Annotated in this window: 12 protein-coding genes and 1 riboswitch; of the genes, 7 read left to right on the top strand and 5 right to left on the bottom strand. The window is 74.7% G+C overall.

The features are described from left to right. Positions 1-30: 30 nt before the first annotated feature. From AC0OLQ_RS22830 to AC0OLQ_RS22820, 3 genes are all read right to left on the bottom strand, one after another. Positions 31-888 carry an ABC transporter substrate-binding protein gene (locus tag AC0OLQ_RS22830; RefSeq protein ID WP_484527945.1) on the bottom strand — a complete coding sequence of 286 codons (858 nt, stop codon included), beginning with the start codon at positions 886-888 and terminating at the stop codon, positions 31-33. Positions 889-989: 101 nt separating this feature from the next. Continuing rightward, a complete protein-coding gene (locus AC0OLQ_RS22825) occupies positions 990-1,121 on the bottom strand; it encodes a hypothetical protein (protein WP_255474577.1) in 132 nt (43 codons plus the stop codon). 32 nt (positions 1,122-1,153) lie between these two features. Further along, a riboswitch (SAM riboswitch) is annotated at positions 1,154-1,264 on the bottom strand. Positions 1,265-1,332: 68 nt separating this feature from the next. Continuing rightward, complete coding sequence (locus AC0OLQ_RS22820) at positions 1,333-2,805, bottom strand: NAD(P)/FAD-dependent oxidoreductase (protein ID WP_484527944.1); 1,473 nt, start codon at positions 2,803-2,805, stop codon at positions 1,333-1,335. Positions 2,806-3,004: 199 nt separating this feature from the next. Here AC0OLQ_RS22820 and AC0OLQ_RS22815 point away from each other — a divergent pair, with 199 nt between their 5' ends. The 5 genes from AC0OLQ_RS22815 to AC0OLQ_RS22795 are packed head-to-tail and all read left to right on the top strand — an operon-like array spanning position 3,005 to position 8,318. Beyond that, the gene (locus AC0OLQ_RS22815; protein WP_484527943.1) at positions 3,005-4,276 is read left to right on the top strand and encodes a hypothetical protein; all 1,272 of its coding nucleotides are present in this window, start codon (positions 3,005-3,007) and stop codon (positions 4,274-4,276) included. Between the two features lie 43 nt (positions 4,277-4,319). Beyond that, the gene (locus AC0OLQ_RS22810; RefSeq protein ID WP_484527942.1) at positions 4,320-4,784 is read left to right on the top strand and encodes a hypothetical protein; all 465 of its coding nucleotides are present in this window, start codon (positions 4,320-4,322) and stop codon (positions 4,782-4,784) included. A 31-nt stretch (positions 4,785-4,815) separates the two neighbouring features. Then, positions 4,816-5,964: a GTPase HflX gene (gene hflX, locus AC0OLQ_RS22805; RefSeq protein ID WP_484527941.1), complete on the top strand. Its 1,149-nt coding sequence runs from the start codon at positions 4,816-4,818 to the stop codon at positions 5,962-5,964. 60 nt (positions 5,965-6,024) lie between these two features. Next, positions 6,025-6,600: a PadR family transcriptional regulator gene (locus AC0OLQ_RS22800; RefSeq protein ID WP_484527940.1), complete on the top strand. Its 576-nt coding sequence runs from the start codon at positions 6,025-6,027 to the stop codon at positions 6,598-6,600. After that, the gene (locus tag AC0OLQ_RS22795) at positions 6,597-8,318 is read left to right on the top strand and encodes an acyl-CoA dehydrogenase family protein (protein ID WP_484527939.1); all 1,722 of its coding nucleotides are present in this window, start codon (positions 6,597-6,599) and stop codon (positions 8,316-8,318) included. The genes AC0OLQ_RS22800 and AC0OLQ_RS22795 overlap by 4 nt, the downstream gene beginning before the upstream one ends. Before the next feature lie 51 nt (positions 8,319-8,369). On the opposite strand, the gene AC0OLQ_RS22790 is transcribed toward AC0OLQ_RS22795, so the two are convergent. Further along, positions 8,370-10,913, bottom strand: coding sequence for a hypothetical protein (locus AC0OLQ_RS22790; protein WP_484527938.1), 2,544 nt, complete (start codon positions 10,911-10,913; stop codon positions 8,370-8,372). After that, positions 10,910-12,244 carry an SWIM zinc finger family protein gene (locus AC0OLQ_RS22785; protein WP_484527937.1) on the bottom strand — a complete coding sequence of 445 codons (1,335 nt, stop codon included), beginning with the start codon at positions 12,242-12,244 and terminating at the stop codon, positions 10,910-10,912. The genes AC0OLQ_RS22790 and AC0OLQ_RS22785 overlap by 4 nt, the downstream gene beginning before the upstream one ends. Before the next feature lie 101 nt (positions 12,245-12,345). On the opposite strand from AC0OLQ_RS22785, the gene AC0OLQ_RS22780 reads away from it, so the two are divergent. Beyond that, a complete protein-coding gene (locus AC0OLQ_RS22780; RefSeq protein WP_484527936.1) occupies positions 12,346-12,894 on the top strand; it encodes a GNAT family N-acetyltransferase in 549 nt (182 codons plus the stop codon). Between the two features lie 54 nt (positions 12,895-12,948). Further along, positions 12,949-13,359: a type II toxin-antitoxin system Phd/YefM family antitoxin gene (locus tag AC0OLQ_RS22775; protein ID WP_484527935.1), complete on the top strand. Its 411-nt coding sequence runs from the start codon at positions 12,949-12,951 to the stop codon at positions 13,357-13,359. Positions 13,360-13,386 lie beyond the last annotated feature (27 nt).

Raw genomic sequence — 13,386 nt, 5'->3', positions numbered from 1 at the left:
CGTCCGCCCCGCTCGAATCGATCGTTCCGGTCAGGAAGCCGCCGACGGCGACGGCACGGCGACCGTGCCGCTGCCCGGCTTGAAGTCGGCCGGGATCGGCCGGCCCGGGTAGTACTGCGCCTGGAGCCGGCTCCAGGTGCCGTCGGCGATCACCTCGTCGAGGGCCTTGTTCAGCGCCTCGCGCAGCTTGTCGTTGCCCTTGGCCACCGCGTACGCGGTCGGGGCCGGGCTGAGCTGCTTCGCGGCCACCTTGATCTTCCCGCTGCTGTCCGCGGCGGACTTGTCGCCGATCTCTGCCGGGGCGATCCAGGCGTCGGCCGTGCCGGCCTTGAGCTGGTTGACCGCGCCGTTGTAGTCGGGCACCCGCACCGGGTTGAGGTTCTCCCGGGTGGCGTAGTCGTCCTGGACGGTGCCCTGCACGACCACGACCCGCTTGCCGGCGAGCTGGTCGAAGCCGCTGATCGGGGAGCCGGCCGGCACGTCCAGTCCGAAGTAGCCGAAGTCGTAGCCGTTGCCGAAGTCGACGGTCTTCTTCCGGGCCTCGGTGATGGTGATGGAGGAGCTGCCCACGTCGAACTTGTGGTTGTTCACCTGGGAGAGCAGGGCGGAGAAGTCGGTGCCGACGAACTCCACCTTCAGGCCGACCTTCGCGGCGACGGCGGTGAGCAGGTCGTTGTCGAAGCCGGTGAACTTGCCGTCCTTCAGGTACACGTTCGGCGGGGCGTCGGTGAGCGTGCCGGCCCGCAGCACGCCGGCCTGGAGCAGGCCGTACGGGTTGGCGGCCTCGCTGGTGGCGCCGTCGTCGCCGCAGGCGGTGAGGGCGGTGGCGGCGAGCACGGCGGCGGCGCCGAGCGCGGCGGCGCGGGTCAGGGCGGAACGGAATCGCACAGGTGTCTCCAGGGTCCGGGGCGGCGTGGGCGCACGCCGCCGACGGCACGCCCGAGGCGGGCGAGCCGGAAGGGATGGTGCGGAGGTTGGGGGAGTGGCGCTCAGCGCGCGTCGGGGCGGCGACAGGCGTCGCTGCACACCCGCATCAGGTCGACGTGCCGCCGCTTGACCAGCGCGAAACGCGCCGGGTAGGCGATGCCGTCGGCGGGCGGGGTGCGAAGCTGAGCAGACATGGTTCCCTCTGGTCGGTGATGACCTGGGTACCAGGCCACGCTTGCACCGGCGGCTGCCGGTGCCTGGTCTTCACCCGGGGCACCCCACCGCGGAGGAGGGTTGCCGGCCAGCGAGCCGGGGCTTGGCGCTGGCGCTCATGACCTGCCGAGAAGGCTAGCAGCAGCCCCGCCCCGGGCGTCCAGCCGTTATGACCGCTCTCACGCCGGCGCCTTACCGGCGGGGCATGACCGGGGCGTCCCGCCCGGTGCCGTGCCGCGACGGCGTCCGCTGCTCGTGGTAGTCCTGCTCGACGTTGACCGTCCAGACGTCGTGGCCGGCGTCGTGGGCGATGTTCTCGGCGGTCAGCATGGCGGTGAGCATCGAGTGGTCCGCGTTGTTGTAGCGGTGCATCCCGTTGCGCCCCACCGGGTGCACGTTCGGCACCTCCCGGGCCAGCCAGTGTCGGATCACGTCCACGTTGTGCTGGTAGCGCTCGTCGTAGACGGGGTACGCCTTCGGCATCCGGACCACGTAGCCGGCCTCCACGCAGCCGGGCCGGACCAGGCCCAGCCGCTCCAGCTCGGCGGTGGCGAAGGCGACCAGGTCCGCGTCCGGGGTCCGCCACATCTCGTCGTCCTCGAACACGAAGTACTCCAGCCCCAGGCAGGTCCGCCCGTCCTTGACCAGGTACGGCGACCAGGATCCGAAGTTCTGGATCCGGCCCACCTTGGCGGCCGGGTCGTGCACGTAGATCCAGTTGTCCGGGAAGGAGAACTCCTCCGGCACCACCAGCGCGACGGTCAGGAAGTCCCGGTACCGCAGGTCGTCGGCGGCGGCCCGTACCTCCGGGGGCGCCTCCGGGTGCATGGCCCGCACCAGCGCGGAGATCGGCATCGAGGAGATCACGTGGTCGGCCGGTTCGGTGCGCTCGCCTCCGGCGTCGACCACCGTGACGGCGGTGGCCCGCCGCTGCGCCGGGTCCCGGTGCACCTCGGTCACCCAGGTGTTGGTGCGGACCGTGCCGCCCCGCTTCTCCACCTCCTCGGTGCAGCGCTCCCACATCATCCCGGGGCCGTGCTTCGGGTACTGGAACTCCTCGATCAGGCTGGTCACGTCCTTGCGGTTGCGCTTGGGCAGCAGCGCGTTGAGCACCGCGGTGGACAGCGACAGGTTCTTGATCCGCTGGGCGGCCCAGTCCGCCTGCAACTGGTCGGCCGGCATCCCCCAGACCTTCTCCGTGTACGTCTTGAAGAAGATCGAGTAGAGCCGCCAGCCGAACCGGGCCGACACCCACCCCTCGAAGTGCGACTGGTCCTTCGGCGGGCGCAGCCGGGCCCGGCCGTACGACCCGACGCAGCGCAGCGCCTCCCGCAGGCCGAGGTTGCGCAGCGCGTTGGTGGCGTTGAGCGGGTAGTCGTAGAGCGCGCCCCGGTAGTAGATCCGGCTCATCCGCGGCCGGAGCAGGAAGTCCTCGTCCGGCAGGATCTCGTGCCAGAAGTCCTCCACTCGGGAGACCTTGGTGAAGAACCGGTGCCCGCCGATGTCGAACCGCCAGCCGTCCCGCTCCACCGTGCGGCTGATCCCGCCGACCACCTCGTCGGCCTCGTAGACCCGGACCGGCTCGCCGTGCCGTAGCAGCTCGTACGCGGCGGTCAGCCCCGCGGGCCCCGCCCCGATGATCACGGTCCCGTTGCCGTCACCCATGCCGTCCGCGCCCCCCGCCAGCAGCCTGCCGATGCGGCAGCGCCCTTACCCGTCCTGCCGGCCGACTCACCTGCGCCCGCGATCCGCCGGCCCCGGGTCACCCGTTCGGGGTGGGGCGGGTGTGAACCGGCGCGGAACGGGGAAGCGCCGACGGTTTCCCGGTCCGGGGGTCGGTCGCGGGGCGACCGGTGGGAGCGGGATGGCGGACGAGCGGCAGGCCGGGACGGCGGACGTACCCGGCCCCGACCTGTGGCCGGGCGCGCGCGCCCGGCTGGCGGCGGCGGGCCGTCGGCTCGCCGCGCGGGTCCCCGCCCCGTGGGGCTTCGTGCTGGCCGTCTTCGCCGGCTCGAAGCTCGTGCTCAGCCTGATCGGCGTGCTGGTGCTGACCGCCTGGGACCAGGTGCCCGGCGCGCCACCCGCCGACGAGGCGATGATGCGGGCCCAGCAGGACGAGATCTCGTCGCACCGCTGGATCTCGCTCTGGTTCGCCTGGGACTCGTTCCTCTACGACCACCTGGCCCGGGTGCCGCTGGACCGGCCGTGGACCGATTTCGGTTTCCCGCTGCTCTACCCGTTCCTGGCCCGCCCCCTGGCGCCGCTGCTCGGCGGGCACACCGCCTGGGCGCTGCTGCTGGTCGCCAACGTGGCACTGCTGTTCCAGCTCTACTACGCCCACCGGCTCGGCGCCCGGCTCCTCGGCGCCGGAGACCCGGACGACGCCGGCGCGGACGGCCGGCGCGTGGCCCGCTACCTGCTGCTCCTGCCCACGGCGTTCCTGTTCCAGGCGGCGCTGACCGAGTCGCTCTTCGTCTGCCTCGCCCTGGCCGCGTTCTGGTACGCCGAGCAGCGCCGCTGGCTGGTGGTCGGGATCGTCGGCTACTTCCTGGCGATGAGCCGCTCGGTCGGCTTCGTGGTGGTGATCCCGCTGGCCCTGGTGCTGCTGCGCCAGCACGGCTGGCGGCTCGACCCGCGCACCTTGGCGCGCTACCTGCGCCAGGGCTGGCCGCTGCTGCTGGTCCCGGCCGGCTGGCTCACCTTCATGGCGTTCTGTGGCTGGCAGAGCGGCGACTGGTTCGCCTACCAGCACGCCCAGGAGAAGGGCTGGGGGATCAAGGTGCAGAACCCGCTGGGCGTGGCCGGGTCGGCGCTCGTCGGCGACAACTCGGCCGACACCTTCCGGGTCTGGATCGCCGTGGCGATGCTGATCGTGGCGGCCGTCGGGCTGCGCCGGCGGGCCGACTGGCCGTACCTGGTCTACACCGTGATCGTGGTGCTGGTGCCGCTGTCGATGGGCCCGCCGGTGTACAAGAGCCTGCTCCGCTACCTGCTCGCCGCCTTTCCGGTGGCGCTCGTGCTGGCCCGCTGGGCCCGCCGGCCCGGCCTCGACGCCTGGCTCACCGCCGGGCTGGCGCTGCTCCAGGGCGCGCTGTTCGCCGTCTGGCTGACCTACTGGACCCACCTCATCATCTGACCGCCGCCCGGCACGACGGTCGGCCGGGCCGCAGAATGGCCGGATGAGCGACCGGCGGGTGACCCTCGACGACCTCGGCGCCTGGCTGGTCAAGGGCAATGCGGACGCGGTGGACCTGGCGGGCCGCTTCGCCGCCGACGCCCGGGTGACCAGTTGGTGCGTCCGCCCCGGTTACCGGGTCCGGCTGATGCGCCCCGGGCAGCCGGTGGTGTTCTGGGCCAGCGGCAGCCGCGGCCGGGCCCCGTACGGGGTGTGGGGCCTGGGCCGGGTCGCCGCGCCGCCGATCCCCGGTGAGCCTGGCGGGCCGTGGACCCTGCCGCTGGACCTGACGATCCTGGACGAGCCGCGGCGGGTGCGGCGGGAGGTGCTGCGGGCCGACGCCCGGCTGGCCGGGGCCGAGGTGTTCCGCCAGCCGCAGGCGGCGAACCCGTCGTACCTGACCGTGGCGCAGTTCGCCGCGCTCCGCGACCATCTCCCCGCCCCGCATGGTCCGGTCCGGCCCGGGTAGATCGCACCCAGCCGGAGGAGCGAGGTGGGCGATGGCCGGGACGTGGTTGATGGGCGCGGGCGCCACGACGGCGGGACGGCGGCCGACCGCCGTGCTGGTGGCGGTGCACCCCGAGGGCGGCGACGGGAGCGGCCCTGGGAGCGAGACCTCGCTGGCCGAGCTGAGCCGGCTGGCTGACACCGACGGGCTGACCGTCGCCGACGCGGTGGTGCAGAACCGCCCGAAACCCGACCCGGCCACCTTCGTGGGCTCCGGCAAGGTGGACGAGCTGGCCGCGGTGGCCGAGCGGACCCACGCCGACGTGGTGATCGCCGACGGCGAGCTGAGCCCCGGTCAGGTGCGCAACCTCGAGGAACGCACCGGGGTGCGGGTGGTCGACCGGACGGCGCTGATCCTGGACATCTTCGCCGAGCACGCCCGCACCAGCGAGGGCCGGGTGCAGGTGGAGCTGGCGCAGATCGCGTACCAACTGCCCCGGCTGCGCGGGGACGGCCGCGCGCTGTCCCGGGTGGGCGGCGGCCGGATGGCCGGCGGCGCCGGCATGGGCGTCCGCGGCCCCGGTGAGATGAAGCTGGAGACCCAGCGCCGCCGGCTGCGGCAGCGGGCCACCCGGCTGCGGGGCAACGTCGCCGAGCTGGCCCGGCGGCGGGAGCGCAACCGCGGCCGGCGGGCCCGCAACCGGGTGCCCTCGGTGGCCATCACCGGCTACACCAACGCCGGCAAGTCCGCCCTGCTCAACCGGCTCACGGGCGCGGACGCGCAGGTCCAGGACGTGCTCTTCGCCACGCTGGACCCGACGGTGCGGCGGATCTCCACGGGCGACCTCACCTACACCGTCACCGACACCGTCGGGTTCGTCCGGTACCTGCCGCACCAACTGGTCGACGCGTTCCGCTCGACGCTGGAGGAGGTGAGCGGCAGCGACCTGGTGCTGCACGTGGTGGACGCCGCCGCGCCGGACGCGCTGGAGCAGATCACCACCGTGCACGGCGTGCTGCACGAGATCGGCGCGGGGGATGTGCCCGAGCTGCTGGCGCTCAACAAGATCGACGTGGCGCCGGCGGAGTGGGTGGCCGCGCTCTGCCGCGCCTGCCCGGACGCCGTGCCGGTCTCGGCGCTGACCGGCGAGGGCGTCGACCGGCTGCGCGCCGCGCTGGCCGCCCGGCTGGGCCGCCGCTGACCGGAGGCCGTCCCGGACCGGGGCTTGCTATGCAACTCGTTGCATAGCAAGATGGCCGGCATGTCGCTGGAGCACGCCATTCTCGTCTCGCTCCTGGAACAGCCCGCCTCCGGCTACGAGCTGGCCCGGCGCTTCGACCGCTCGATCGGCCGCTTCTGGACCGCCACCCACCAGCAGATCTACCGGGTGCTCAAGCGGATGGAGAGCGACCACTGGCTCACCGCCGAGGAGGTCGGCCAGGAGGGCCTGCCGGACAAGAAGGTCTGGTCGGTCACCCCCACCGGGCGATCCGCCCTGGTCACCTGGCTGCGCGCCCCGGTGCAGCCGGAGGCGGTCCGGCACGAGCTGGCCGTCAAGATCCGCGGCGCCGCGTTCGACGACGCGGCCGGGCGCGCCGCCCTGGTCGCCGAGGTCGAGCGCTACCGCGCCGACCACGAGGCCACCCTCGCCGGCTACCTGGCCGGCGAGCGCCGCGACTTCCCCGACCCCGCCGCCCGGGACGCCCGCGCGGCGCTCCAGCACGTCGTGCTGCGCGGCGGCATCGCGTACGAGCGCATGGTGCTGGCCTGGCTCGACGACGTCCTCGACACCCTCCGCGACCTCGACCCCGCCACCGCCAGGAAGGCCAACCCGTGACCGACCCGCTGCTGTTCCACCCCCACCGCTACGACCCCGCCGACCTCGACGAGACCTCCCGCCGGCTGCTGCGCGCCACCATCGACTGGTTCGAGTCCCGCGGCAAGCGGGCCCTCGTGGAGAGCTACAACCACCACGAGTGGTACGCCGACTTCCTCGACTTCGCCGCCAAGGAGGGGCTCTTCGCCACCTTCCTCACCCCGGCCGCCGACGGCGGCGGCGACCCGGACAAGCGCTGGGACACCGCCCGCAACGCCGCGCTCAGCGAGATCCTCGGCTTCTACGGCCTCGGCTACTGGTACACCTGGCAGGTCACCGTGCTCGGCCTCGGGCCGGTCTGGCAGAGCGGCAACGCCGCCGCCCGGGCCCGCGCCGCCGCGCTGCTCGACGAGGGACACGTGATGGCCTTCGGCCTCTCGGAGCGGCCGCACGGCGCCGACATCTACTCCACCGACCTGCTGCTCACCCCCGACGGGGCGGGCGGGTTCCGGGCCACCGGCGGCAAGTACTACATCGGCAACGGCAACGTCGCCGGGCTGGTCTCCGTCTTCGGCCGCCGCGCCGACGTCGAGGGCCCCGAGGGGTACGTCTTCTTCACCGCCGACAGCCGGCACCCGGCGTACCGGCTGGTCCGCAACGTGGTCAACGCGCAGATGTACGTCAGCGAGTTCCGCCTGGAGGACTACCCGGTGCGCGCCGAGGACGTGCTGCACACCGGCCCGGCCGCCTTCGACGCCGCGCTCAACACGGTGAACGTCGGCAAGTTCAACCTCTGCACCGCCTCCATCGGCATCTGCGAACACGCCATGTACGAGGCGGTCACCCACGCCCACCACCGGGTGCTGTACGGCCGGCGGGTCACCGACTTCCCGCACGTGCGCCGCGAGCTGACCGACGCGTACGCCCGCCTGGTGGCCATGAAGCTGTTCAGCGACCGGGCGGTCGACTACTTCCGCTCGGCCGGCCCGGACGACCGGCGCTACCTGCTGTTCAACCCGATGACCAAGATGAAGGTCACCACCGAGGGCGAGAAGGTGATCGACCTGCTCTGGGACGTGATCGCCGCCAAGGGCTTCGAGGCCGACACCTACTTCGACAAGGCCGCCAAGGACATCCGCGGCCTGCCGAAGCTGGAGGGGACGGTGCACGTCAACCTGGCGCTGATCCTCAAGTTCATGCCGAACTACCTGTTCCGGCCGGCCGAACACCCGCCCGTGCCGACCCGGCGCGACCCGGCCGACGACGAGTTCCTCTTCCGGCAGGGCCCGGCCCGCGGCCTCGGCGCGATCCGCTTCCACGACTGGCGCGCCGCCTACGACGCGCACGCCCACCTGCCCAACGTGGCCCGGTTCCGAAAGCAGGCCGACGGGCTGACCGCCCTGCTCGCCGCGCACGCCCCGGACGAGGCCCAGCAGCGGGACCTGGACTTCCTGCTCACCGTCGGCCAGCTCTTCGCCCTGGTCGTCTACGGCCAGCTGATCCTGGAGCAGGCCGAGCTGACCGGCCTCGACGCCGACCTGCTGGACGAGATCTTCGACCTGCTGGTCCGGGACTTCTCCGGCTACGCCACCGAGCTGCACGGCAAGGCGGCCACCACCGAGGCGCAGGCCGCCTGGGCGCTCGCCCACCTCCGCCGCCCGGTCACCGACGCCGACCGCACCGCCCGGGTGTGGCAGCGGGTGGTCGCCCTCTCCGGCGCGTACGAGATGCACCCCTGACGGGATCGACCGGGCCGACCCGCCCCGGGGCCGGCCCGATCCATCCGCCCGTCAGGTCAGCGCGGCGGCGAGCCGGCGGGCCTCGGTCACGAGCCGGCTGCCACCGCCCCGGGCCACCACGTCGGCCAGGCCCGGCACCTCGATCCGTACCCCGGTCGCGCGGGCGGTTTCGGCGGCGAGGGTGAGCAGATCGGGGGTGCCCCGCGGCGGCGTCGGCGCGGCCAGCAGCGCCGGCAGGGCCCCAGCGAGCAGGCGCCAGGTGCTCAGCGGGGCGCCGGCCGCGACCGCGTCCCGTAGCGGGGTCGCCGCCCGGGTCAGCGTGACCTGGCCATCCGCGGCCAGCCCGCCGAGGTGCGCGCCCACGGCCGGGGCGTCGAGGTCCCCGGCGGCCGTCAGGGTCAGCAGGGCGTCGAGCGTGGCGACCCGGTCCACCTCGTGGCGGGCGCAGAGCCCGTAGGCCATTGCCAGGTCGAGCGCCGGGCCGCCCGGGCCGGTGCACTCGGCCAGCACCGGCAGCACCGTGGCGGCCTCCCGGACGTCCTCCTGCGCGGCCCGGGCGATGCCGGGCAGCAGGTGCGCGGCAACGAGGCCACGGTGCCCCGGGAGCAGCGCCGGCCACAGGTCGGTCCAGCCGCCGTGCCCCCGGCCGACCAGCTGCGCCGGCACGGTGAGGAGCCCGAGCGGGTCCGCCACACCCTCGGACGGGGCGCTCGCCACCACGGTGCGCCGGATCGGCAGCCGGTCGTAGCCGTAGTCGTAGGTGTCCGCCCGGTCCCGCCGGCCGACCGTCACCACCCGCTGGACCGGCGTGGGCAGGGCGTCCCCGCGCAGCCAGCCAGCGAGCTCGTCGCCGGCCGCCGTGCCGAGCGCCGCCGCCTTCGCGGCGAGCGCCTCGTCCACACCGGCGGGCAGCCGGAGCAGTGCCTGCGTCAGATCCCACCGCCACACCGGACGGTCGCCGAGGGCGGCCAGCCGTTCGTAGAGCACGGTCGGGTCGACGGCTCCGGTGGCCGACGTGGGCGCGGCCAGCAGCCCCGGGTCGTCCCGGGCGTCCAACCGCTGTCCGATCTCGGCGAGCCGGGCGGAGTAGACCAGCGTGAGGGCGGACCGGCGGGGCGGCTCGACGGCCGGCCGACCCTGGAAGGGGAGCAGCGTCCGCGTCAGCGACTCGCTGAGGATCGCGGCCCACTGGTCCTGGCGGGTGGCCGCCTCGGCCGGCGCGGCGGCGGCCAGCAGGACCCGGTGCAGCTGGACCGGCACGTTGAACACCGCCCACATGTGGTCGTACTCACCGACGTGGTGGCGGCGCAGCACCGGCAGCAGGGCCGCCTCGAGCCGGTCCCGGTCGGTGGTGGCCAGCCGGACGAGGCCGTCGAGGACGCGCTCGAGCGCCGACGCCGGCCAGCCCTGCCCGATCACGGCCGACACCTCTTCCACCAGCTCGTCCACCTCGGTGATCGGGGGCGGGGCGACCGCCGCCGGCGTCGGGGGTGGCAGCTCGTCGCCGGCCACCGTCACGGCGGCGTGCCGAACGGCCCGGTGCCCGTGGCGTTCCGCCAGCGCCACCGCCGGGTCCCGGAGGTCCGCCGACGGGTGGTCGGCTCCCGCCGCAAGGAGTGCCGCGATCTCCGCCGCCCGGTCCGGCCGCTGCCGGGCGAGCGCGTCCAGCCAGGACAGCTGTGCCCGAACCAGGCCCTTCTCGGGCCGGGTCAGCACCGCCCGGGCGGCCTCCGCCAGCGCCTCCAGCTCCACGGCGTCGTCGAGGCCGCGCAACGCCCGCTGCGCCGTCGTCGCGACCGGCCCCGGCGCGTCGGCGAGCAGCCGAAGGTACGCGCCCGCGCGCGCCGTGACCTCGTCCGCGGTGGGCGCCAGCAGCTCGTGCAGGGCGAGGAACGGGCGCAGCGCGGCCGGCCGGTCCCCGCGCAGCAGCCGGCCGAGGACCCCGTCCAGCAGCGCGACCCGGTCGAGCCGGCCCTCCACCGCGAGCGCGGCCAGCGCCCGGGCGGCCGCCTGCCCGTCACCGCCGACGGACAGGTCGGCGCCGACCCCGTCCACCTCGAACAGCCGGGGCAGCAACGCGTCCAGGAACGGGTCGTCGCGCAGCCGGTCGAGCAGCGGCTGCTGCTGCCGGGCCTGCAGCGGCTGCCACCACATCGCGTTGGCCCAGCCGGCGACGAATGCGTCCCCGGTCGGCGGCGGCGCCTGCTCCGCCCGCAGCAGGGCCGCCGTGAAGTGCCAGCCCTGCCACGGCTCGTTGCGGCGCATCCGCTCGGCCAGCCGGTACGCCAGGTCGGCCAGCCAGGTCACACCCCGCTGCCGTGCCGCGGCGATCACCGGCTCGGGGTCGGCCTCCCGGAGCCACACCGACCGCCGGCTGAGCAGCGCCGCGGCCTTGATCGCAGTGCTCTGCGTGCCGACTGCGGCCACCGCCAGCGCGGTCGCCTCCTTTCCCCACCACCAGTTGTCCCGCCGCCGCCGGACGTGGGCGATCAGCTCCTCGCCGAGCGCCCGGCGGCCCGGCTCGTCCAGCGCGTGCAGCACCGACCGGACGGCGGGCACGTCACCTCGGATCAGGGACTCGAAGAAGTCGGTCACGCCCCCACCTCCGCCGGCGCCGCGACCATCGACACCGCCAGGGCGTGCTTGCACGGCCCGCGCTCCCCGCGGTGCCGTGCCCACCAGCGGCAGGTGCAGGTGTACGTCCCGTCGGGCAGCCGACGCACCCGATAGACGTCGTCGCCACTGCGTACCGTGGCGTGTTCGCCCTCGCGGACGACCGCGTTCCGCTCGGCCAGCACCCGGGCCCCCACCAGGCGGGGGTTGTCTCGCTCGGCTCGACCGGCGTCGTACGGCATGACCCGGTGGAAGTAGCCGGCGTCAGCCACGTCGTAGCCGACCCGCCCGGCGGTGCCGAGCTGGGCCAGGGCGGCGCGTACGCGGTCATCGGTGAGGCCGGCGGCGTCGGCCAGCGCGGCGACGTCGATGGTCGGGTCCCAGGAGAGCAGCGCGCCGACCAGTTCGGCGTCGTCGACAACCTCGTCACCGGCGAGCGCGAGCAGGGCGGCGCCCTCGCCGGAGAAGCCCCGGTACGGCTCGGGGGATAGGGTCAGCGACAGCCGCAGCGCCCCGGTGTCGAGTTCCCAGGTGCTCGGCACGGCGGGCGAACCGGGCCGGACCGCCGGCCCGTACACCCGCAGGGTGCGCGCGTGCCGGAGCAGGCCGCGCAGCGCCGCGAGCCGGCCTGCGCCGGCCAAACAGACGGCGCCCGGCGCGGGTCGCGAGGTGAGCCGGAGCGTCCGCCCGGCGGGCACCGCCCAGAGCACCGAACGGTCGGTGCCGCCGGGGAGCCGGCGCAGGAAGGCGGTGGCCTCCGCGGCGGAGACTTCGGCGCGCGGCTCGAAGGCCGCGGTGAGCACCTGCACCTCCGCGAAGCCGCGCAGCCAGCGACCCGGCAGCGGAACCTTCTTCTCCACCACCGCGCCGTCCATGGTGGAGACGGTCAGGTCGTCCGGGCCGACGGCGGCGTGCAGCGGCTCGATCCCGCCGACCCGGGCCAGCGCCTCGCGCAGCGGCGGGTTGACGTCGACGTTGGTGGTGCCGTGGCCCACGATCTCGCCGTCGAAGCCGGCCGGCAGCACGTCCATCCGGGCGTACACGCCACAGCAGCCGGAGAAGGACTCGAAGCGCAGCCGGTCCCGGCTGCCCGTCACGACCGGGTCCAGGCTCGCCGGGCTGACCGGCTGGTGGTAGCGGGTCCGGGCGACCTCGGCGACGGCCAGCAGGCCGGCGGCCGCGGCCGTGGGAGTGGTGAGGAACCCGGCGAAGAACCGCGGGTTGGCCGCCGGGCCGCCGCAGGTCTGGAGGTCGAGACCGGCGGCGCGCAGCGCGGACGGCTGGAGGTATCGGTACGTCTGGACGGCGTTCACGGCGCACACCGTAGGGCCACCGACCGACATGACGACTGCCCGCCGCCCCGCCGGCCGCAAACCCGGTGCGGCGCCGGTGGCGATCGCACTAGGTTGCGGGGATGTTCGCTCTTCCGCTGACCGACGACGCCGAGCTGCGGCCGCTGATGCCGTGGCACGCCGACGAGTTCCTCGCCAACCTCGACCGGTGCCGGGAGCACATCGCCCCCTGGGTGGGCGCGTCCTTCGTGGCCACCGACGCCGAGTCCGCGCGCCGGGTCCTGCAGAACTACGCCGACCGGTGGGCGCGCGACGACGGCGGGATCTGGGGCATCTGGCAGCGCGGCACGCTGGTCGGGGGTGTGCTCTTCGTGTCGCTCAGCACCACCACCGGGGTCTGCGAGGCGGGCTGCTGGCTGGAGCAGGGCGCCGAGGGGCAGGGCCTGGTCACCCGCGCCGCCCGCGTGATCATCGACTGGGCGGTCCGGGAGCGGGGCATCCACCGCGTCGAGTGGGTCACCAAGGCCGGCAACGAGCGCAGCATCGCGGTGGCCCGCCGGCTGGGCATGAGCCGCGACGGGGTTCTTCGCGGCGCCGCCCCGACCCCGGAGGGCCGGGCCGACATGGAGGTCTGGTCGGTGCTGGCGCCGGAGTGGACGGCCGCCGCCTGACCCCGCGCGGTCACCCGGCGCGGTTCTGTCGTACCCGGACGTCAACATGTGTCCATGGCTGTCCCCGCACTGGCCGACCGGTCCCCCCAGCCGCGCGCCCTGCCGCTGCGCGAGGTCCGCACCCGGCTCACCCAGGTCGTCTCCCTCGCCGAGCTGACCGACACCGTCACCGTCGTCACCCGCGACGGCGATCCCCGCCCGGTCGCCGCGATCGTGCCCGCCGCGGCGGCACGCACCGCGGCGCAGGCCCGGGCCGACGCCGACCGGATCGCCGCGATCAGCGCCGGCTGGTCCCGGCGGCTGGAGGAGTTGCACCGGCAGAGCAGCCGGCGGCACGCCGCCGAGCTGCGCGTGCTCGCCGACGCCCTGGCCGAGGTCTGGGCCGAGCTGGACCGCCGCGCCCCGGCCGGCGACCCGTCGCTCGCCCGGCTCCGCGCCGCCCACGCCGACCTGCTGCGCGACTGACCCCGCGGCCTCCGACCACCTCGGGCC

This window comes from Micromonospora sp. Utrum1 (assembly GCF_057197805.1).
Note: the sequence above shows the minus strand (reverse complement) of the source record. Positions and strands in the feature narration are given on the sequence as shown.